Below are 19,547 nucleotides of genomic sequence, written 5' to 3' on the forward strand. Positions count from 1 at the left end.
CTGCTTGGCGGGGCCGGCAGCCGCTCCGCCTTCCCGCGTGTTCATGCGGCCGTGCGGCCACTCGTCGGGCTCTCGCCAGGGCGCTGCGGATCACCGCTCGTGACGAACGCGTTCCGTGGATGCTGCACGGAGGCGAGGGAGACGAGGTCTCGGCCGAAGACCGCAGCCGTGAGCCAGACCGTGAGGACGCGGATCTTACGTTCCCATGAGGGCACGGCCAGGACGTGATAGCCCCGGTGCATCAGCCAGGCTGGAAGCCCCTTGATGACGATCCTCTTGTACTGGAAGATGCCCCGCCCCAGCCCCAGCGTGGCCACCACCCCCAAACTGTTGTGGCGGTAGTTCTTGATGCCTCCCCCGCGCAGGTCGGCCACGATGTTCTTCGCGAGGCGTCTGCCCTGCCGTACGGCGTGCTGGGCGTTCGGCACCGTGTGAGCCCCGGGCACCGTTGAAGCCAGGTCGGGAACGGCCGCGTCGTCCCCGGCCGCCCATGCATCCGCAACGAGTTCGCTGTCGGTGCCCACGCGTAGATCGGGACGGACCACGAGCAGACCTCGTTCGTCGATCGGGAGATCCGAGTGGTTGTGCACGACCGGATTGGAGGCATTGCCGGCGGTCCATACGACCAACGCGGAATCGAACTCCGCCCCGTCGGAAAGCACCACATGGCCGTCGGCGAGGGAGCGGATCTGTGTGTTGAGGTGAACCTGCGCACCACGGCGTTCCAGAGAGCGCACCACCCAGGCGCCCGGCTTGTCCCCCACCTCGGGCAGAATGCGGCCCCGGGCCTCGACCAGGTGGAAGGACAGCTCGTCGCTGCTCAGCTCGGGATACGACTTCAGCATCGCCGTCGCGAGCGACAGCAGTTCCCCGAAGCCCTCGACCCCGGAGAACCCGCCACCCACGAACGTCACGGTCAGCAGCCTCCGCCGCTCGGCGCCGGGAGGCAAGGACGCCGCCTGGTCGAACGCGGTCATCAGCCGGTCGCGGATGGCCACCGCCTCTTCGACGTGCTTCAGACCGATCGCGTGCTGGGCAAGCCCCGGGATGGGGAAGGTGCGGGTCACGGCGCCGGCGGTGACGACGAGGGTGTCGTAACGCAGTTCGTAGTCGGCTCCCTCGGCAGGCCGTACCGTGATCGTCCGGTCGGCATGGCGGATCGCGGTCACGGTCCCTGCGATCAGCCGGGCGCGGTGCAGGTGCCGTCGCAGCGACACGGCGGCGTGCCGAGCCTCGACCGATCCGGCCGTGACCTCCGGCAGAAACGGTTGGTATGTCATGTAAGGACGGGGGTCGACAACCGTGACCCGCGCCTCTGCTGTGCTGAGCCTCTTCTCAAGGCCCCATGCAGCGTAGAAGCCCGCATAGCCGCCACCGACAATCAGAATTTCACGCATCAGGCCCTCTGTTTGTTGTTCGACACCTCTTAGACAAGGCAGGGCCAGACGGTGTGACACAACTTGCTGGGCGTATGTAAGCGCCCTGGTCCGGCTTCGCCCAGCAGCGGTGCCCCCTTCGTGCCTGCGCGCTCACAGACGTTTGACAGCGCCGCCGGACATCCACCATGCTTCCATTAATTCATTAGTACAAGCATGGTGGAACCGAGGAAGGCGACGTGATCGACTACCGGATCGACCGTGGCAGCGGCGTACCGGCCTATGTGCAGATCGTCGAGCAGACCGAACGAGCGCTCCGGATGGGCTTCCTCAAGGTCGGGGACAAGCTGCCCACGGCCAAGGAGGTGGTGGCGGCGACCGCCATCAACCCCAACACCGTGCTCCGCGCCTACCGCGACATGGAGCAGGCCGGCCTGGTCGAACTGCGCCGCGGTCTCGGGACCTTCGTGACGCGATCACTCGCCCGGCCCGGCGCGGAGGACGACTCGCCGCTGCGCCGGGAGGTCACCGACTGGGTGGCACGCGCCCGGGCCGAAGGCCTGGAACGGGCCGACGTCCTCGCCATGGTCACAGCGGTTCTGGACGCCTACGACAACGAACACGACAGCCACACCCCGGGCGACCGGGAACGGAAGAAGGAGGACGTATGACCGGGCCTGACGCGCCGGCCGCACTGCGCGCCACGGGACTCGGATTCCGGTACCGGAAGCGGGGCGGCTGGGCCCTGCGGGACTGCGAGTTCACCGTGCCCGGCGGTCGTATCGCCGCCCTCGTCGGACGCAACGGCGCCGGCAAGAGCACCCTGCTGCACCTGGCCGGCGGCCTTCTGCGAGCCGGCTCCGGGGAGCTGCGGGTGCTGGGCGCCGAGCCCGGCACGGCCGAGGCCCGCGCCCGGGTCGCCCTGCTCACCCAGGACAAGCCGCTCTATCCCCGTTTCACCGTGGCGGACACCCTGCTGATGGGCGAGAAGCTGAACTCCTCGTGGGACCGGACGGCCGCGGAGCGGATCGTCCACGGGGGCGGCATCCCGCTCCACGCCCGCGTCGGCGAACTGTCCCCCGGCCGGCGCACCCGCGTCGCGCTCGCCCTGGCCCTGGGCAAGAGGCCCGAACTCCTGCTGCTCGACGAGCCGTTGGCCGACCTCGACCCCGTGGCACGAGGCGAGATCATGGCGGAGCTCATGGCCGAGGCCGCCGAGCGCGGCACGAACATCGTGCTGTCCTCGCACGTCCTGCCCGAACTGGAGGAGACCTGCGACTGGGTGCTGGTGCTGCGCGACGGCCGCGCCGAGCTGAGCGAGGACGCCGAGGCACTGCGCGAGAGTCACGCCGTACTGACCGGACCCGCCGACCGGGCCGACGCCCTGGCAGGACAGCACACCGTCGTACAGCGCCGTACCGCCGGCAGACAGCTGACCGCCCTGATACGGCAACGCGGGCCACTGCGCGGTGACTGGCATGTGGCACGGCCCAGGCTGGAGGACATCTTGATCGGCTATCTCCAGGCCGGGACGGAGCCGGGGCATCCCGCCGCGGGCGGGCGGACGGAGGCGGCGGCATGAAAGGCTCCCTCTGGCTCGCCTGGCGCCAGCAGCGCGTGCCGGCCGGCATCGGCGCGGCCGCCCTGGTCCTCACCGCGGCGATCGCCGCGTACTACCGCTCGGGCATGGTGGACGCCCTGCGCAGCGGGCTGTTCGACCACTGCGCCACCGGCCCGCTGTACTGCACACGGTCCGACAGCGGCCTGCCACTCCTGCTGGACGTCGAGCCGCTGAAGTACCTCGGGGCGCTGAACATCGCCCTGCCCGTCGTCATCGGCGTCTTCTGGGGTGCCCCGTTGCTGGGCCGCGACCGCGAACTGGGCACACACCGCCTGGTCCTCGCCCAGGGTCTGAGCCGCGGTCAGTGGTTCGCCTCCCGGTTCGCCCTGGCCGCGTCGACCACGACCGTCCTCTCCGGCCTGCTCGCGGGAGTGTTCGCATGGTGGTGGCGACCGGCCGCCGACCGCAGCTACGGCCTGTTCTGGTACGACAACACGGTCCTGAGCGGCTCGGGCCCCCGCGTCGTCGCGGCCGCCCTGTTCGGCCTGGCAGCCGGCACCCTGCTGGGCCTGCTGGCCCGCCGGGTCCTGGCAGCAATGGGCCTGACCCTGCTGGTGACGGGGATGGTGACACTCCTGCTGGAGGGGACCCACTGGGCCCGGCTGCTGGTCCCGCCGCGCACCTACGTCAGCGCCGGCAGCACCCCCAAAGCGCCGATGGGCGACAAGTGGTCGACCGGCGACTACGGCCTGATCACTGCCTCCGGCCGTCACGACTCCGTGTTCAACTGCCCCTTCCCGTCAGGTACCCAGCTCAAGGAGTGCATGACGGCACACGGGTACGTGGCCCGCTTCTACGAGGCCAACCCGGCCGGTGACTACTGGACCTTCCAGTGGACCGACACCGCGGTCCTCGGCGGCCTGGCCGTCCTGCTCACGGTCGTCACCGTGCTGCTCCTGCGCCGCCGCGTCTGACGCGGTCGCCGTACCGTCTCCCTCACTCCTCACTCCTCACCTCTCACCCCTCCCCCGGATTCCCCCTTTCTCTCTGTACGGAGGTCGCTTCGCCATGCCCGCCGACGCCAAGTCGCCGAAGAAACTGCGCCACAACCGCGCCGCCCTCACCCACAAGACCGGTTACGCCCTGCGCCACCCCGGCCGCGTCGTCCCGTACCTCCGCCGGGCCGGCCGGGACGCGTGGCTGCGTCTCAAGCACCCCGACCACGTCGGCTACTACCGGGCCGTGATGGCCTCGGACACCCACCGCAACCCGGAGGCCGCGGTCGGCAGCCGGACCCACGACCGCTGGCTGGCGCTCGGGCAGATGCAGTTCGACTACCTCGTCGAACACGGACTGCGCCCCGGACACCGCATGCTGGACATCGGCTGCGGCAACCTGCGCGGCGGCTGGCGCTTCATCGACCACCTCGACACCGGCAACTACTACGGCATCGACATCTCGCCCGACATCCTGATGGCCGCCAAGAAGACCCTCGTCGAGCGCCGCCTCCAGGACAAAGTTCCGCATCTGACCATCTCCGGCGACCTCACCCTGGACTTCCTGCCCGGCGACCACTTCGACGTCGTCCACGCGCACAGCGTGTTCTCCCACTCGCCGCTGGAAGTCATCGACGAGTGCCTCGCCCACGTCGGCCGCGTGCTGACCGAAACCGGGTTCTTCGACTTCACCTTCGACCGCACCGAGGGCACCGAACACCAGGTGCTGCGCGAAGACTTCTACTACCGCACCGAGACCCTCGTGGCCCTGGCACAGCGGCACGGCCTGCACGCACGGTTCATGGACGACTGGGAGCAGCGCCCGCACGGCCAGTCCAAGATACGCGTCAGCCGCTCGCCCCGCCCCGACGCCTGCTGACACGGCCCCGGTTCCGACGTGCCGTCCCCCGAACCTCACAACGACCAGTCGCGCCTGACCGCGATGGACGGGCTTCGTCTGGTGGCAGCGGTGATGGTGGCCGCGTACCACTTCCTCGGCACGCCCACCCCGCACTTCTGGGGCCGGGCCGAGCTCCGGGATTCCGCCCCGCTCCTGCACGAGATCAGCCGCTACGGCTGGCTCGGCGTCGAGTTCTTCTTCCTCATCAGCGGATTCGTGATCTGCATGAGCTGCTGGGGACGGACTCCCGCACAGTTCACCGTCTCCCGAATCTCACGGCTCTTCCCGGCCTACTGGTGCGCGGTACTCCTGGTCGTCCTGCTCGTCCTGGTCTCGCGCCTGGGCCATCGGCCCGCAGCGACGCGCATCGACCCCCGTACCGTCCTGGGGAACCTGACGATGGCCCCGGGACCGCTGGGGCTCGATCCGGTCGACGGAGTCAGCTGGACCCTCTGGGTCGAGGCACGCTTCTACCTGCTGATGGCCGCGCTGCTCGTCTTCGGCCTGTCCTACCAGCGGGTGGTGGCCTTCTGCGGAGCCTGGCTCCTCGCCGGTGTCGTCGCCCTTGAACTCCACTCACCCCTGCTCGACGAATTCGCACTGACTCGGTACACCGGCCTCTTCGTCGCCGGGATCGTGCTCTACCTCATGCACAGGTTCGGACAGAACCTCCTGCTCTGGCTGCTGCTCGGTCTCGCCTGGTGCTACCAGCTCACCGTGCTCGAACTACGGGTGGCCGACCACGCCGCCGTACCCCCTGGCGAGGGCCGGCCCTCCTGGGCCGTGTGCGCGGTCGTACTCACCCTCTGCCTCGGACTGCTGGCCCTCGCCGGAATCGGCCCGCTCGCCGGACTGCGATGGCGTTGGCCGGTCACCGCCGGGGCGCTCACCTACCCCTTCTACCTCCTCCACCAGAGCCTCGGAATCCCCCTGGCCAAGGGCTTGATCCAGGCATTCCCCAGGCTGGGGCCACTGCCCTCGATGACGCTGTCCGTCATCTGCGTGCTGGGGCTGTCCCTGTTGGTCCACACCCTGGTGGAGCGTCGACTCGGACGCCGTCTGAGGCATCGCCTGACGCTCGACATGCGGCCGCGGGACCTCGCCGCGCGGCCCGCCCTCACCCGCACTCAGTGACACCGGAACCCCGCAACCCCACAGAAGAATGGACTCGCATGCTCTTCAGCACACGTACAAGACGGTCACGCATACTCATCGCCGTCGCGGCAGCGGCGGCCGCCGTCCTGGCCGTCGCCGTGACTCTGGCCCTGACGGTCACGACCTACGATCACACCTCGCCGCGCGCCGCCCGAGCCAAGGCATCGGGATCGGTCACCGGAAACACCGACTGCCGCAAGGTGAAGTGCGTGGCCCTCAGCTTCGACGGCGGTCCCAGCCCGACGACCCCCAGGCTCCTGGACATCCTCAAGCAGCAGGGTCTGCACGCCACGTTCTTCGTGCAGGGCAGGGGTCACATCTCGAAGTACCCCGACATCCTGCGCCGTATCGCGGACGAGGGGCACGAAATCGGCAATCACACCTGGAACCACGAGCGGTTGACCGACCTCGACGAGGACGACGCGCGTCAGGAACTGACCCGGACGCAGGACGCCATCGAGAGGATCACCGGCACCAAGCCCGTCCTGATGCGCCCGCCGCAGGGCCGCACCAACCGCAAAGTGGCCAAGGTCTGCAAGGAGTTGGGCCTGGCACAGGTGCTGTGGAGCGTCACGGCCAAGGACTACGAGACGACCGACTCGGCCCTGATCACCCAGCGGGTGCTCGACCAGACCCACCGCGACGGCATCATCCTGCTGCACGACCTGCACAAGGGGACCGTGCCCGCCGTCCCGGGGATCCTCAAAGCACTCAAGCAGCGCGGCTACACCATCGTCACCGTGTCGCAACTGCTCGCCCCCGCCAAGCCGCAGCCAGGGATGGTCTACCGGCCCTGAGCCACCTCATCGGCGAGCCCGCACGCATCCGTGAAAGTCAACGAGGCCGCACCACGCCAAGCGGCCGTGCGCTGCCGGATCAGATCGTCCGGGAGAGCGCACGGCGGATACCGGCCGGCGTGGTCGGGTGAAGGCACCGTGGGTGAACGACCGGCGCGTCGGCATCGAGGGCCCGGCGAGCGATCTGGCACTCGCCGGGCCCTTCCCGACCGGTCACCCGGCCCGTCGCCGGAACTCCCGACGGCCACCGGAACATCTGCCCGGCTCAACAGCAGTGCCGGTCAGGCCCAGGACGTCACCGGGACGAACGAACTGTCCTGGCGGAACAGATCCGTGCCGTCCGCGAGGGACACGCGGAGTTGGTAGTTGTAGTGGCGCAGGTAGTAGCCGGGGTAGTTGTACGACTCGAAGCGGACCGAGCCGCTGGTCGTGCCCGTGCGGACGATGAACGTGGCGTCCTTCGCGAACGTCGACGTGCCGTCGTCGGCGTCGAACCGGCCTCGGAAATCGTAGTGGCGCAGATAGTTGCCCGCCGTGTCACGGAACGAGTAGCCGTTGGAGTCGGCCAGGCCCGCGACGACCGTGAAGGTGGCCGCCTGTTTGTCGGCGGTGGTGCTGGAGCCGGTCACGACCGGGAGGTTGAGAAGGACGGACTGCTCCTCCCAGTACCGAGTCGGGTAGTTGACCGACTGGAACGAGCAGGTCGTGTTCCTCGTCACCGAAGTGCCGCCCGGCACCGTCTCCTTGATCACCGTGAAGTGCCGGGCCGTGCCGGAGAGCGTGGGCAGGGCGGTGGGCGTGCTCCAGGTCGCGAACGTGTCGTAGCTGTCGCTGTAGTAGTAGGTGCCGTCGCCGTAGCCGTCGAAGAAGATCCGCCAGCCGCCGTTGTCGAGCTGGATCACCGACGGACCCTCCCGGTAGCTGCCCCAGCCCGCCCAGTCGCCGGTCCTGGAGATCGTGTAGGGGCCCTTGAGACTGGCGGCCGTGCCGTACTCGATGTACTTCGCCGTCTCGTTCTTCGTGAACGCGTGGTAGGTGGAGCCCACCTTCACGATGTACGTGTCGATGTGGTTCGAGCCGATGCCGGACAGGGCGACGGGCGAGGTCCAGGCCGTGAGGGCCGAGTTGGTGGCCGTCAGGACGTACGGCGTGAAGATCCACTCGTTGTCCGCCGTCGAGCAGGACACGATGACGTTGACGCTGCCGTCGCTGTCCACGAACCACTCCGGCGCCCAGGCGCGGGACAGGTCGGTGATCGGGACCGTGTAGTCGTACAGGAACGTCCAGTTGACCCGGTCTGAGCTGCGGGCGAAGCCGATCGTGGTGCTGACGTCCTGCCAGGTGTGGGTGGTGTAGGTGAGGTAGTAGTAGCCGTCCGTGTGCCTGAAGACACTCGCGTCGCGGATGCGGTTGCTCGGCGGGGTGTAGGCCGAGGACTGCAGCAGGCGGAAGTCCGCCGCGTCGTCGGACTGGTAGACGTTCACCGTGCCGTCGTCGCTGTTGAGGAAGGGGACGATCGTGTAGCGGGTGGCGTAGCCGCTCGCGGGTGCGGCGGCTTCGGCGGTGCCGAGCAGTCCGGGCAGTTCACCCAGGACCAGGGCCGACGCGGGCAGGGCGGTCAGCGCGCGGAGCAACGTGCGGCGGGACGGGGTGGGGGGACGTGTGGTCACGGGCGGCTCTCCCTGGGCTTGGCGCGGACGCGGGCACGCCCCTACGCCCGACATCTCGAACGCGGTTCGAGAACGCGAGCAGAAAGTAGGAGGGGCAGCAGGTTCACGTCAATGGCTTGAACGGGACTGGGGCACGACTGGGCGCCGGCTGTGCGAAATCTGTACTGCGCGGCCCGACTCGACGTTACTCTCCGGTAAGCATGACGCTTCCGGAGGTGGGTTCCCATGCCGTACGACCGTTCACCGGGCCTTTCCGAGGCCGTACGCGCCCTGGCCGCAGGTGAGTTGACGTCTCGTCAGCTAGTCGAGGAGTGCCTTGCCCGGATCGGGGCCACCCAGGGCTCCCTCAACGCCTTCCGGATCGTCCGGACGTCCGCCGCGCTCGCCGAAGCCGACGGCGCCGACCGGGAGTTGGCCGAGGGGGTGCGCCGTCCGCTGCTCGGGGTGCCGGTCGCGGTGAAGGACGACACGGACGTGGCCGGCGAGCCGACCGCCTTCGGCTGCCGGGGCGACTTCCCGCCGGCGACGGAGGACGGCGAGGCGGTACGACGGCTGCGCGCGGCCGGAGCGGTGATCATCGGCAAGACCAACACCTGTGAGCTGGGCCAGTGGCCGTTCACCGAGGGGCCGGCCTTCGGCGCCACCCGTAATCCCTGGCAGCCGCAGCACACCCCCGGTGGATCCTCGGGCGGGTCGGCGGCCGCCGTCGCGGCGGGGCTCGTCCCGGCCGCGCTCGGCTCGGACGGCGCCGGATCCGTGCGGATACCGGCCTCCTGGACCAACCTCGTCGGTATCAAACCCCAGCGCGGCCGTATCTCCACCTGGCCGCGCGGCGAGTCCTTCCAGGGCATCACCGTCAACGGCACCCTGGCCCGCACGGTCGCCGACGCCGCCCTGCTGTTGGACGCGGCGAGCGGCAACCACCCCCAGGACCCGCACCGCCCACGGGAGTTGACGGTCTCCGACGCGGTCGGGCGCGACCCCGGGCGGCTGCGTATCGCGCTCTCCTTGAAGCCGCCGTTCACCGCGCTGCCCGCCCGCCTCCAGCCGGACGTACGCGCCCGGGTCCTCGAACTCGCCGAAAAGCTGGCCATGTTGGGCCACACCGTCGAGGAGGCCGACCCGCCCTACGGCCAGATCGGGCTCACCTTCGTGCCACGCGCCACGGTAGGGATCGCCGAGCGCGTCCGCGAGACACCACAGCCGGATCTGCTCGACCGGCGCACCCTGGAGGCGGCCCGCCTGGGCCGGCTGCTCGGCGGGGCCCCGCTGCGGGCCGCCCGGCGCGCGGAGACCGCCCTGCGGCACCGGATCGGCGGCTTCTTCGCCTCGTACGACGCGATCCTCGCGCCGACCACCGCCGCTCCCCCGCCCCGCGTCGGCGCGATGCTGGGGCTGGGCCAGTTCGCCACCGACCGGGCGATGATCGCCGCCTGCCCCTACGCCTGGCCGTGGAACGTGCTGGGGTGGCCGGGCGTCAATGTGCCCGCCGGATTCGTGCGCGACGGGCTCCCGGTGGGCGCGCAGTTGCTCGGCCCGGCCGACAGCGAGCCGCTGCTCGTGTCGGTCGCCGCCCAGCTGGAGGCCGAACTGCGCTGGCACGAACGCCGGCCGACCCGGGCCGTGGTCACGGACTCGCCGGCCGCATGACGACCCGCGACTGCCGACCCGCGCCCACCCCCCGCGCCTGACGGCCCGCACCCGACGGCCCCCCGCTCACCGCTCATCGCCGGCCGCTTTCCGATGGCTTGACCTGCCCGTACCCTCTGACCATGGACGATGCGTCGATGGTCGGGCTCATGGGGCGGGTCACCGGAACGGTCGGGCCCGGGCTCGTCGGCGAGGTGATCGTCCGGGTGCGCGGAGGCGCCGAGCACTTCCTCGCCTACGCCGCCGACGGCGGCACCCGGATCGAGCGGGGCACGGTGGTGATGGTGGTCGAGCACCTGCCGCCACGGACGGTCTACGTCACGCCGGCATACGACAGTTGAGCGCGCGTAGCCCCAGGTGAGGGGCGTATGCGTCAAGACTGCAACAAGGATCCGCCAGCGTCTTCACCGCGCGCCCGCGCGGGCGCACACTCCCTTCGTTCGGTGCCGTAAGGGCACCATCAAAAGGGGGCGTATGCCGATGGTTGTCGGCGTCGTTGCGGGGGTGGCGGTTCTCGCCGTTCTCGTGTTGATCGGTGTGTTCAAGATGATGTGGCGGGTCGCCGAGCCCAACGAGGCGCTCATCATCTCCGGTTCGAACCATCGGACCGAGGGTCTTGAAGCAGGTATGGGATTCCGCATCGTCACGGGGCGCGGCACGCTGGTGCTGCCGGGCGTGCAGGCGGTGCGCAAGCTCTCGCTGGACCTGAACGAGACCGAGTTGTCGGTGGACTGCGTGACCCAGCAGGGCATTCCGCTGAAGGTGCGGGGCGTGGTCATCTTCAAGGTGGGCGACGACTTCGTGTCGATCGCCAACGCGGGCCGCCGGTTCCTGGACCAGCAGAAGCTGATGTCCGAGCGGGTGCACAACGTGTTCGCCGGTCATCTGCGGTCCATCGTGGGCGGGTTGACGGTCGAGGACATGATCCGCGACCGCGAGAAGCTCACCGGGCAGACCCGGGCCGCCTGTGGCACGGAGATGGAGAAGCTGGGGCTCATCGTCGACTCCCTGCAGATCCATGAGATCGAGGACCCGACCGGGTACATCAAGAACCTGGCGATGCCGCACGCGGCAGCCGTCCAGCGGGACGCGCGGATCGCGCAGGCGGAGGCGAATCGTCTGGCCACCGAGGCGGAGCAGGCGTCGTTCGCCCGGATGGCGGAGGCCACCCGGGACAGCGAGATCCTCCAGGCCGGCTACCAGGCCGAGCGCGACAAGGCGGCGGCCCAGTCCCGCCAGGCCGGTCCGCTCGCCGACGCGGCTGCCCGGCAGGAGGTCGTCGTCCAGGAGACGCGGGTCGCCGAGCTGGAGGCGCACCGGCGCGAGCAGCAGCTCCAGGCGGACGTCCGCAAGCCGGCCGACGCCAAGGCCTACGAGAAGCGCACGCTGGCCGAGGCCGAGCGTGACGCGCGTATCTCGGCGGCCCAGGCCAAGGCGAAGGAGACGGAGCTGGCGGCTGCGGCCGAGGCGACCCGGGTCAAGGCGGCCGCGGGCGCCGAGGCCGAGGCCACCAAGGCCCGGGGTACGGCGAGTGCCGCCGCGACCCGCGCCACCGGTGAGGCCGAGGCGGCCGCCGCACAGGCCAGGGGGCTGGCGGAGGCCGAAGCGGCCAAGGCCAAGGGTCTCGCGGAGGCGGAGGCCATCAAGGCCCGTGCCGCCGCCCTGGCCGAGAACCAGGAGGCGGTCGTCGCCCAGCAACTCGCCGAGAACTGGCCGGAGATCGTCAAGGCCGGCGCTTCGGCGTTCGGCAACGTCGACAACATGGTGCTGCTGAACGGTGCCGACGGCATGGGCGAGATGTTCGCCAAGGCGCTCACGATGGGCGGTACCGGACTGGGGCTGGCCCGCCAGCTGCTGGCGTCGATGGACCAGAACGGGCATGCCTCGAACGAGACGTCGCCCCTCCTCAACGGGGTCACGGCCCCGAAGACGCAGAAGGTGCCGGTGGAGCAGGACGGCGAGTAGCCGAGAGCGCAGGACAGGCACGTAGCCGAGAGCTGGCGACGGACGCGCAGCCACGAACGAAAGACAGGGATGCCCCCGGCCGGTCCGGGGGCATCTCCCTGCTCACTCCTGCTCGTTGAGCCGCCGCAACAGCTCCAGCAGGGTGCTCCGCTCCGCCGCCGTCAGCCCGGCGAAGCATCCGGCGAGCACCTCGCCGGCCACCCCGTGCCCGGCCGCCAGCGTCCGCTCGCCGTCCGGGGTCAGATGGTGCTGGATGCGACGCCCGTGGCCCGGCCGCCGTTCCACCAGGCCCTGCGCGACCAGCCGGCCCACCAGCGTGCCGAAGGCCTGCTCGCTCTGGAACGTGGTCGCGGCCAGCTCGCGCGCCGAGGCGCCCGGCGACCGGTCGATGGCGCGCAGCGCGTCCCACTGCGCGAGGGTGGTACCGACGGCCGAGAGCGCACTGTCCATCGCCCGGTGCTGCCGGTACTGGGCCTGTTTCACCGCTCTTCCGAGAACTTGCAGGTCATCGTGCATGGGCCAAGTCTAACTCATGACTAAGCTTGTTTATATAAAGATGTTTAGTTAGAGTCCTCGGCATGACGACGAACCGCACCGCCCAGGTGTATCCCGACCTGCCCATCTCCCTCACGGAGGCCGGTTCCGGCCGCCCCGTCCTCGTCCTGCACGGAGGTGGCGGCCCCGCCACCGTCGCCGGTCTCGCCGCCCGCCTCGCCGAGTCCGTCCGTGTCCTCACCCCGGTCCACCCCGGCTGGGACGGAACCCCCCGCCCCGACTGGTTCACGAGCATCGACGACCTCGCCGTCGCCTATCTGCACCTGCTCCAGGACAGCGAGTTGAGCGACGTCCTGGTGGTCGGCTCCTCACTGGGCGGCCAACTCGCCGCCGAGATGGCGATACGCGACACGGCGGGGCTGATCACCGGTCTGGTTCTGGTCAACGCGGTCGGCGCGGACATCGAGGGCGAAACCGTCACCGACTTCTTCGCGCTGGACCCGCGCGCCCAGGCCGAGCACTCCTGGCACGACCCGGACCGCTTCTACGTCGACCCGGCCACCCTTCCCGCCGCCGAACTCGCCCGCCGCCAGGCCAACATGGCGACCATGCGGCTGCTCACCGACGGCGGCCGGATGACCAGTCCGAAACTGCTGCCCCGGCTGGGGCGGGTGCCGCAGCCGGTCCTGGTGATCTGGGGCGAGAGCGACCGTGTCGTCACCTCCGCCTACGGAGCCGCCTACGCGAAGGCCTTCCCGCAGGGCCGGTTCGAGCCGATCCCCGGAGCGGGTCACCTTCCGCACATCGAACGCGCCGACGTCACCGCCGAGTTGATCGAGGCCGAGCTGCGCCGTACCGGTACCCCGCCTGTTCTCGCAGGCTGAGGCCCCTTAGGGTGCCCTCGTGACTGCGCTTACCGACGACGAGAACATCCCCGGCCGTTACGGCCCCACCGCGACCACCGAGGCCGACCCGCACGAGGTCGGCAGGGTGCGCACCGAATACTCCCCCGCCCACGACGGCGACCCCGATCCCGGCGAGATCGTGTGGACCTGGGTGCCCTTCGAGGAGAACGACGGGCGGGGCAAGGACCGGCCGGTGCTGGTCGTCGCCCGGGAGGCGGCCGGCACGCTGCTCGCCGTACAGCTGTCGAGCAAGCGGCACGACAACGACCGCGAGTGGGTGGCGATCGGCAGCGGCCCCTGGGACCGGTCGGGACGCGACTCCTGGGTCGACGTGGACCGCGTGCTGCGGCTGCACGAGGACGGCATGCGCCGGGAGGCGTGCGCGCTGGACCGGGGCCGCTTCAACCTCGTACGCAACCGGCTGCACGAGCGCTACGGCTGGAAGTGAGCCGCTAGGCGTCGAGGGCGGCGGCTTCCCGGAACACCTCGGTGAAGGCCGCCAGGACCGCCGATCCCGGCGTACGGTCCAGGACCCCGAACACCACGTGCTCGAAGGTCCGCGCGAACCGTCCGCCGGGGCCCAGCAGCCCCCGGAAGGCCTCCGCGACCTGCCGGGGGTCGTTCTGGAAGACCCCGCAGCCCCAGGCGCCGAGGACCAGCCGTCGGTAGCCGTGCGCTGCGGCCACCTCCAGGACCCGCTCGGCCCGGGCGCCGAGGGCGCCCGACAGTTCAACGGTGCGTTCCGGTGCCGTACGGCGGATCACGCCCGCGTTGGGCGCGGCGGACGTGAGGAATCCGGCGCGGTAGGGCTCCGTGAGGAGGCGGCCGCGGTCGTCGCGGAAGACCGGGACGGCCGGGGAGTGGATCACCCGGTCCGAGTAGAACGGGTCGCGGTGGGCGCGGTGGTGGTCGTAGAAGGCGCGGGCGTGCAACTGGCAGGCGTAGAGCGCGGAGGCGCGGCACAGGGCCTCCTCCTGCGCCTGGGCGCCGTTCAGATAGCCGCCGCCCGGGTTGCGGGCCGAGGCGAAGTTCAGGACCGCGACCGGGGCGTCGGCCAGCCGGCGGGCGGCCTCCAGGCTGCTCTCGCCGGTGACCTCGACGACCGTCCGCACTGAGGCGGTCGCCGGAACCGGGACGGGGTCCGGGCCGTGGATCCGTGTCCCGGCCTGTGCGGCCGCGATGTCCGCGGCCAGGAGGACCTCCCGGCCGTCGCCGGTCCGGTAGGCGCCCGCCGCCACGATCCGTTCGGTCTCCTGGGCGATCCCGCGCAGGCGTGCGCTCATGGCGCCACCCCCGTGGACGCCATGACCGCGGCCCGCGCGGTCTCCCCCGTCGTGCTCATACACGCATCCTGGGCGATGCTGGTGATGCGGTGCAACGGAGTTTCGTGCGCCCGAAACAGTTCCGGAACGTGCAAGGAAGCAGAGGTTACCGATCTAGAACGTCCCGATAGGTGCCCTTGTGCGAATCGGCGCGAAGGTCTTGGGTGGGACGGACGTGCCGTCCCGGACCCATCCACGGCCGGGCCGGCGGCATGGTGGAATCTCAGGAGGATCCCTACATGTCCGACTCGATATCCGACGGCGGCGACTGTACCGACGGCTCGGTGAAGACCGACTTCTCGGACGACCGCACCGCCGTTACCGAAGCCGAGGTGGAGGCCCTGGTCAAGGGCATCTGCTTCAAGACCGGCCCACCCCGCACGGTCGGGGTCGAAGTGGAATGGCTGGTCCACGAGCTGCGGCGACCGCAGCTCCTCGTGACACCCGAACGACTCGAAGCGGCCTACGCCGCACTGCGCACGGTGCCCCTGGGGTCGGCGCTCACCGTCGAACCAGGCGGTCAGCTGGAGCTGAGCTCGCCGCCCGCCGCCTCCCTGATGGAGTGCATCGGCACCGTGTCCGCCGACCTGGACGCCGTACGGGCGGTCCTGGCCGAGCTCGGTCTCGGTCTCGTCGGCGCCGGCCACGATCCCTGGCACTTGCCCCGCCGCTTCCTGCGCGAGCCGCGCTACGACGCGATGGAGTCCTGCCTGGACCGGACCGGCCCGGCCGGCCGCCACATGATGTGCAGCTCGGCCTCCGTACAGGTCTGCCTGGACGCCGGCCACGAGGAGCCCGGCCCGCTGGGGCACACCCGCCGCTGGTGGCTGGCCCATCAGCTGGGTCCGGTCCTGGTGGCCGCCTTCGCGAACTCCCCCCTGGTGGGAGGACGGCCCACCGGCTGGGTCTCCACCCGGCAGCTGCTGTGGATGGAGATCGGCGCGGGCCGCGCGGGAGCGCCCCCGCTGGCCGGCGACCCGCGCACGTCATGGGCCCGGCACGTGCTGGACGCCCCGGTGATGTGCGTACGACGGCACAGCGGCCCCTGGGAGGTGCCCGAAGGGCTCACCTTCCGGGAGTGGACCCGGTCGGGGTCGCCCACCAGGGCTGATCTCGCCTACCACCTCACCACGCTGTTCCCGCCGGTCCGGCCGCGCGGTCATCTGGAGCTGCGGATGATCGACGCGCAGCCCGGCGACGACGGCTGGATCGTGCCGCTGGCGGTGACGGCGGCGCTGTTCGACGACCCGGAGGCCGCCGAGACCGCATACCGGACGGTGAAACCGCTGACCGAGCGTGCACAGCCACGGTCCGCCCCGAACAATCCGCTGTGGATCGACGCGGCCCGGACCGGGCTCGGCGACCCGGAGCTGCACGAGGCCGCCGTCGCCTGTTTCGCGGCGGCGCTGGAGGCCCTGCCCCGGCTCGGCGCGACCCCCGAGGTCACGGCGGCCGTGGCGGCGTACTTCGACCGGTACGTCCGCCAGGGCCGCTGCCCGGCCGACGACCTGCTGGACCCCCTGCGCGGCACATCGGGCCGCACCCACGGGAAGGACATCCCCGCATGACCGCCCCCGAGACCGACATCGACATCGAGACCCTGCGGGACCGGGCCCTGAAGTCCCTGATCACGGCCCGGGACCGCACCACGCTCCTGACCAGCTGCGTGGAGGAGCCCGACCTCACCGCCCAGCACTCCCCGCTGATGTCCCCGCTGGTCTGGGACCTGGCGCACATCGGCAACCAGGAGGAACTCTGGCTGCTGCGCAACGTCGGCGGCCGGGAGGCGATGCGCCCCGAGATCGACAGCCTCTACGACGCCTTCGAGCACCCGCGTTCCGAGCGGCCCACGCTGCCGCTGCTGCCGCCCGCCGAGGCCCGGCGCTATGCGGCGGAGGTGCGCGGGCGGGCCCTGGACCTGCTGGAGGGCTCGGCGTTCAGCGGCGGCACCAGGCTGACCGAGGCGGGATTCGCCTTCGGGATGATCGCCCAGCACGAACAACAGCACGACGAGACGATGCTGATCACCCATCAGCTCCGCAGGGGCCCCCAGGCGCTGACCGCCCCGGACCCGGACCCGGCGCCGCCGTTCACCGGCCCGGCCGAAGTGCTGGTCCCGGGCGGCCCGTTCACCATGGGCACCTCCACCGAGCCGTGGGCACTGGACAACGAACGCCCCGCGCACCGGCGGGAGGTGGCGCCCTACTGGATCGACACCACCCCGGTGACCAACGGCCGGTACCTGGCGTTCATCGAGGACGGCGGCTACGAGAACGAGCGCTGGTGGACGCCCGAGGGCTGGGCGCACATCCGCGAGCACTCGATCGTCGCCCCGCACTTCTGGCACCGTGAGGGCGGTCAGTGGCTGCGCCGCCGGTTCGGGGTCACCGAGGTCGTACCGCCCGAGGAGCCGGTGCTCCACGTGAGCTGGTACGAGGCGGACGCCTACGCCCGCTGGGCCGGCCGTCGGCTGCCCACCGAGGCCGAGTGGGAGAAGGCCGCCCGGCACGACCCCGGCGAGAACCGGTCCCGGCGCTACCCGTGGGGCGACGCCGAACCGGCCCCGGCGCACGCCAACCTCGGCCAGCGCCATCTGCGCCCCGCCCCGGCGGGCAGCTACCCGGAGGGCGAGTCGCCGCTGGGCGTACGGCAGTTGATCGGTGACGTCTGGGAATGGACGTCGAGTGACTTCCTCCCCTACCCCGGCTTCTCCGCCTTCCCGTACAAGGAGTACTCGGAGGTGTTCTTCGGCCCCGAGTACAAGGTGCTGCGCGGCGGTTCGTTCGCCGTGGACCCGGTGGCCTGCCGGGGAACGTTCCGCAACTGGGACTACCCGATCCGGCGGCAGATCTTCTCCGGCTTCCGCACCGCCCGTACCGCGGAGACCGCCTGATGTGCCGTCATCTGGCCTATCTGGGACCCGAGGAGCCGCTCGGCCGGCTCCTCGTGGAGCCCGGACACTCCCTGTACCGCCAGTCGTGGGCACCCCGGCGACAGCGCTACGGCACGGTCAACGCCGACGGATTCGGCGTGGGTTGGTACGCCTCCGAGGATCCGCAGCCGGCCCGCTACCGGCGGGCCGGCCCGATCTGGGCCGACCCGTCCTTCGCCGACCTGGCGCGGGTGGTGCGCACCGGCGCGCTGCTGGCCGCCGTTCGGGACGCGACCCTGGCGGGCGCGGACGCGGAGGCCGCGGCGGCGCCGTTCGCCGCGGGCCGCTGGCTGTTCAGCCACAACGGGGCGATCCCGGGCTGGCCGCAGTCCGTGGCGTCCCTCGTCCCGCTGCTGCCCCCGGTCGACCTGCTCTCGATGGAGGCCCGTACCGACTCGGCGTTCGTCTGGGCTCTGGCCCTGCACCGGCTGCGGTCCGGCACACCGCCGGGCCCAGCCCTCGCCGAAACGGTTCTCCAGGTCGCCGAGGCGGCGCCGACCGCCCGGCTGAACCTCCTGCTCACCGACGGCGATACCATCGCCGCCACCGCCTGGGGGGACAGCCTCTGCTACCTCTCGGAACCCGGCCACCGCACCGTCGTCGCCTCCGAGCCGTACGACGACGACCCGCGCTGGCGGGAGGTCCCCGACCGCACGCTGCTCGTCGCGAGCCGCCGGGGCGTCACCCTCACCCCGGTCGGGAAACCGATCGGGAAGCCGGTCGAGGACGGCACCGCCCAGGACGCCCGGACCCAGGACGACCCGGTCGAGAACCCGGTCGAGGCCCCGGCATCCTCCCCCACTCTCGACTCCGTTCGAGCGGGGGCACCCTCATCCCCGAAGGAGCCCTGTACGTGAGTCCCCTCCGTGTCACCCGCACCCTTCCCGAGGACGCGACGGACGCCGCGCTGCGTGCCGATGTCCTGAACGGCCTCACCGCCACCCCCAAGACGCTGCCGCCCAAGTGGTTCTACGACGCCCGGGGCAGCGAGCTGTTCGAGCAGATCACAGAGCTGCCCGAGTACTACCCGACCCGGGCCGAGCGGGAGATCCTGCTCGATCGGTCCGGCGAGATCGCCGCCGCGAGCGGTGCCCGCACCCTGGTGGAACTGGGCTCCGGCTCCTCCGAGAAGACCCGCCTGCTGATCGACGCGCTCACCTCCCTCGAGGTGTACGTCCCGGTCGACGTCAGCGAGAGCGCGCTGACCCAGGCCGGGCAGGCGCTCATCGAGGAGCGGCCGGCGCTCTCCGTGCACGCCCTGATCGCCGACTTCACCGGCCGGATGAGCCTGCCCGAGACGCCGGGGCCACGGCTGCTGGCGTTCCTCGGCGGCACGATCGGGAATCTGCTGCCCGCCGAGCGGGCCCGGTTCCTGGCCTCGGTACGGGCGCTGCTGGCGCCCGGTGACGCGCTGCTCCTCGGCACCGACCTGGTCAAGGACGAGGACGTACTGGTCCGGGCGTACGACGACGCGGCCGGGGTGACGGCCGAGTTCAACAAGAACGTCCTGGCCGTCGTCGACCGGGAGCTGGGCGCCGACTTCGACCCGGACACCTTCGACCATGTCGCCCTGTGGGACGCGGACGAGGAGTGGATCGAGATGCGGCTGCGCTCCCGGGTCGCGCAGACCGTGAAGGTGCCCGCGCTCGACCTGGCCGTGGACTTCGCGGCGGGCGAGGAGCTGCGCACCGAGGTATCGGCGAAGTTCCGGCGGGACGGAGTCACCGCCGAACTGGCCGCCGCCGGACTCGCTCTGACCAACTGGTGGACCGACTCGCAGGGCCGCTTCGCGCTCTCCCTCAGCGTCGCCCGCTGACCCACCG

Annotated in this window: 19 protein-coding genes; 15 read left to right on the forward strand and 4 right to left on the reverse strand. The window is 70.9% G+C overall.

The genetic code is table 11. The annotated features are described in order from the left end of the window. Positions 1–41: 41 nt before the first annotated feature. On the reverse strand, positions 42–1,397 hold the full coding sequence (locus ACWGJB_RS00180; protein ID WP_453378564.1) for an NAD(P)/FAD-dependent oxidoreductase: 1,356 nt from the start codon (positions 1,395–1,397) through the stop codon (positions 42–44). Positions 1,398–1,615: 218 nt separating this feature from the next. Between ACWGJB_RS00180 and ACWGJB_RS00185 the strand changes: the two genes are divergently transcribed. The 6 genes from ACWGJB_RS00185 (at position 1,616) to ACWGJB_RS00210 (ending at position 6,785) form a co-directional block, all read left to right on the forward strand. Then, positions 1,616–2,047: a GntR family transcriptional regulator gene (locus ACWGJB_RS00185; RefSeq protein ID WP_453378039.1), complete on the forward strand. Its 432-nt coding sequence runs from the start codon at positions 1,616–1,618 to the stop codon at positions 2,045–2,047. Next, positions 2,044–2,958: an ATP-binding cassette domain-containing protein gene (locus ACWGJB_RS00190; RefSeq protein WP_453378040.1), complete on the forward strand. Its 915-nt coding sequence runs from the start codon at positions 2,044–2,046 to the stop codon at positions 2,956–2,958. Before ACWGJB_RS00185 ends, ACWGJB_RS00190 begins: the two co-directional genes overlap by 4 nt. Next, positions 2,955–3,911: a transporter gene (locus tag ACWGJB_RS00195; protein ID WP_453378041.1), complete on the forward strand. Its 957-nt coding sequence runs from the start codon at positions 2,955–2,957 to the stop codon at positions 3,909–3,911. Before ACWGJB_RS00190 ends, ACWGJB_RS00195 begins: the two co-directional genes overlap by 4 nt. 94 nt (positions 3,912–4,005) lie before the next feature. After that, the gene (locus ACWGJB_RS00200) at positions 4,006–4,812 is read left to right on the forward strand and encodes a class I SAM-dependent methyltransferase (RefSeq protein ID WP_453378042.1); all 807 of its coding nucleotides are present in this window, start codon (positions 4,006–4,008) and stop codon (positions 4,810–4,812) included. 63 nt (positions 4,813–4,875) lie between these two features. Next, positions 4,876–5,967 (forward strand): acyltransferase family protein, encoded by a 1,092-nt coding sequence (locus ACWGJB_RS00205; RefSeq protein WP_453378043.1) that lies wholly within the window; start codon positions 4,876–4,878, stop codon positions 5,965–5,967. Positions 5,968–6,005: 38 nt separating this feature from the next. Then, positions 6,006–6,785: a polysaccharide deacetylase family protein gene (locus tag ACWGJB_RS00210; RefSeq protein ID WP_453378044.1), complete on the forward strand. Its 780-nt coding sequence runs from the start codon at positions 6,006–6,008 to the stop codon at positions 6,783–6,785. Between the two features lie 281 nt (positions 6,786–7,066). Here ACWGJB_RS00210 and ACWGJB_RS00215 read toward each other — a convergent pair whose 3' ends face one another. Then, positions 7,067–8,455, reverse strand: a complete 1,389-nt coding sequence (locus ACWGJB_RS00215; RefSeq protein WP_453378045.1) for a glycoside hydrolase family 43 protein — start codon at positions 8,453–8,455, stop codon at positions 7,067–7,069. A 225-nt stretch (positions 8,456–8,680) separates the two neighbouring features. On the opposite strand from ACWGJB_RS00215, the gene ACWGJB_RS00220 reads away from it, so the two are divergent. The 3 genes from ACWGJB_RS00220 to ACWGJB_RS00230 all read left to right on the forward strand — a co-directional run bounded on the left by ACWGJB_RS00220 (position 8,681) and on the right by ACWGJB_RS00230 (position 12,070). After that, positions 8,681–10,105, forward strand: coding sequence for an amidase (locus ACWGJB_RS00220; RefSeq protein WP_453378046.1), 1,425 nt, complete (start codon positions 8,681–8,683; stop codon positions 10,103–10,105). Positions 10,106–10,227: 122 nt separating this feature from the next. Then, positions 10,228–10,446, forward strand: a complete 219-nt coding sequence (locus tag ACWGJB_RS00225; RefSeq protein WP_453378047.1) for a hypothetical protein — start codon at positions 10,228–10,230, stop codon at positions 10,444–10,446. Positions 10,447–10,579: 133 nt separating this feature from the next. Continuing rightward, positions 10,580–12,070: a flotillin family protein gene (locus ACWGJB_RS00230; RefSeq protein ID WP_453378048.1), complete on the forward strand. Its 1,491-nt coding sequence runs from the start codon at positions 10,580–10,582 to the stop codon at positions 12,068–12,070. Between the two features lie 102 nt (positions 12,071–12,172). On the opposite strand, the gene ACWGJB_RS00235 is transcribed toward ACWGJB_RS00230, so the two are convergent. Further along, positions 12,173–12,586 carry a MarR family winged helix-turn-helix transcriptional regulator gene (locus ACWGJB_RS00235; RefSeq protein WP_453378049.1) on the reverse strand — a complete coding sequence of 138 codons (414 nt, stop codon included), beginning with the start codon at positions 12,584–12,586 and terminating at the stop codon, positions 12,173–12,175. A 62-nt stretch (positions 12,587–12,648) separates the two neighbouring features. On the opposite strand from ACWGJB_RS00235, the gene ACWGJB_RS00240 reads away from it, so the two are divergent. Both ACWGJB_RS00240 and ACWGJB_RS00245 read left to right on the forward strand, forming a co-directional pair. Then, positions 12,649–13,449 (forward strand): alpha/beta fold hydrolase, encoded by an 801-nt coding sequence (locus ACWGJB_RS00240; RefSeq protein ID WP_453378050.1) that lies wholly within the window; start codon positions 12,649–12,651, stop codon positions 13,447–13,449. A gap of 19 nt (positions 13,450–13,468) precedes the next feature. Next, positions 13,469–13,918: a type II toxin-antitoxin system PemK/MazF family toxin gene (locus ACWGJB_RS00245; RefSeq protein WP_351744070.1), complete on the forward strand. Its 450-nt coding sequence runs from the start codon at positions 13,469–13,471 to the stop codon at positions 13,916–13,918. A gap of 4 nt (positions 13,919–13,922) precedes the next feature. Here ACWGJB_RS00245 and ACWGJB_RS00250 read toward each other — a convergent pair whose 3' ends face one another. Further along, entirely contained in the window at positions 13,923–14,753 is an 831-nt protein-coding gene (locus ACWGJB_RS00250) for a TIGR02452 family protein (protein ID WP_453378051.1), read from the reverse strand. 278 nt (positions 14,754–15,031) lie between these two features. On the opposite strand from ACWGJB_RS00250, the gene egtA reads away from it, so the two are divergent. Genes egtA through egtD form a run of 4 tightly spaced genes read left to right on the forward strand, consistent with a single transcriptional unit; the run spans position 15,032 to position 19,540 of the window. After that, positions 15,032–16,360, forward strand: a complete 1,329-nt coding sequence (gene egtA / locus ACWGJB_RS00255; protein ID WP_453378052.1) for an ergothioneine biosynthesis glutamate--cysteine ligase EgtA — start codon at positions 15,032–15,034, stop codon at positions 16,358–16,360. Then, complete coding sequence (gene egtB / locus ACWGJB_RS00260) at positions 16,357–17,685, forward strand: ergothioneine biosynthesis protein EgtB (protein WP_453378053.1); 1,329 nt, start codon at positions 16,357–16,359, stop codon at positions 17,683–17,685. The genes egtA and egtB overlap by 4 nt, the downstream gene beginning before the upstream one ends. Further along, the gene (egtC, locus tag ACWGJB_RS00265) at positions 17,685–18,581 is read left to right on the forward strand and encodes an ergothioneine biosynthesis protein EgtC (protein ID WP_453378054.1); all 897 of its coding nucleotides are present in this window, start codon (positions 17,685–17,687) and stop codon (positions 18,579–18,581) included. Before egtB ends, egtC begins: the two co-directional genes overlap by 1 nt. Next, positions 18,578–19,540 carry an L-histidine N(alpha)-methyltransferase gene (gene egtD / locus ACWGJB_RS00270; RefSeq protein ID WP_453378055.1) on the forward strand — a complete coding sequence of 321 codons (963 nt, stop codon included), beginning with the start codon at positions 18,578–18,580 and terminating at the stop codon, positions 19,538–19,540. Before egtC ends, egtD begins: the two co-directional genes overlap by 4 nt. Positions 19,541–19,547: the final 7 nt, after the last annotated feature.

The sequence above is a fragment of the Streptomyces sp. NPDC054813 genome (assembly GCF_053611365.1).

What these genes read in the sequence shown, in the direction of transcription:
- ACWGJB_RS00205 (WP_453378043.1), top strand. Translation starts at nt 4,876, where the DNA reads ATGGACGGGCTTCGTCTGGTGGCAGCGGTGATGGTGGCCGCGTACCAC.
- ACWGJB_RS00240 (WP_453378050.1), top strand. Translation starts at nt 12,649, where the DNA reads ATGACGACGAACCGCACCGCCCAGGTGTATCCCGACCTGCCCATCTCC.
- ACWGJB_RS00190 (WP_453378040.1), top strand. Translation starts at nt 2,044, where the DNA reads ATGACCGGGCCTGACGCGCCGGCCGCACTGCGCGCCACGGGACTCGGA.
- ACWGJB_RS00225 (WP_453378047.1), top strand. Translation starts at nt 10,228, where the DNA reads ATGGACGATGCGTCGATGGTCGGGCTCATGGGGCGGGTCACCGGAACG.
- egtA (WP_453378052.1), top strand. Translation starts at nt 15,032, where the DNA reads ATGTCCGACTCGATATCCGACGGCGGCGACTGTACCGACGGCTCGGTG.
- egtB (WP_453378053.1), top strand. Translation starts at nt 16,357, where the DNA reads ATGACCGCCCCCGAGACCGACATCGACATCGAGACCCTGCGGGACCGG.
- ACWGJB_RS00235 (WP_453378049.1), bottom strand. Translation starts at nt 12,586, where the DNA reads ATGCACGATGACCTGCAAGTTCTCGGAAGAGCGGTGAAACAGGCCCAG.
- ACWGJB_RS00230 (WP_453378048.1), top strand. Translation starts at nt 10,580, where the DNA reads ATGCCGATGGTTGTCGGCGTCGTTGCGGGGGTGGCGGTTCTCGCCGTT.
- ACWGJB_RS00250 (WP_453378051.1), bottom strand. Translation starts at nt 14,753, where the DNA reads ATGAGCGCACGCCTGCGCGGGATCGCCCAGGAGACCGAACGGATCGTG.
- ACWGJB_RS00200 (WP_453378042.1), top strand. Translation starts at nt 4,006, where the DNA reads ATGCCCGCCGACGCCAAGTCGCCGAAGAAACTGCGCCACAACCGCGCC.
- ACWGJB_RS00210 (WP_453378044.1), top strand. Translation starts at nt 6,006, where the DNA reads ATGCTCTTCAGCACACGTACAAGACGGTCACGCATACTCATCGCCGTC.
- ACWGJB_RS00220 (WP_453378046.1), top strand. Translation starts at nt 8,681, where the DNA reads ATGCCGTACGACCGTTCACCGGGCCTTTCCGAGGCCGTACGCGCCCTG.
- ACWGJB_RS00195 (WP_453378041.1), top strand. Translation starts at nt 2,955, where the DNA reads ATGAAAGGCTCCCTCTGGCTCGCCTGGCGCCAGCAGCGCGTGCCGGCC.
- egtC (WP_453378054.1), top strand. Translation starts at nt 17,685, where the DNA reads ATGTGCCGTCATCTGGCCTATCTGGGACCCGAGGAGCCGCTCGGCCGG.
- ACWGJB_RS00180 (WP_453378564.1), bottom strand. Translation starts at nt 1,397, where the DNA reads ATGCGTGAAATTCTGATTGTCGGTGGCGGCTATGCGGGCTTCTACGCT.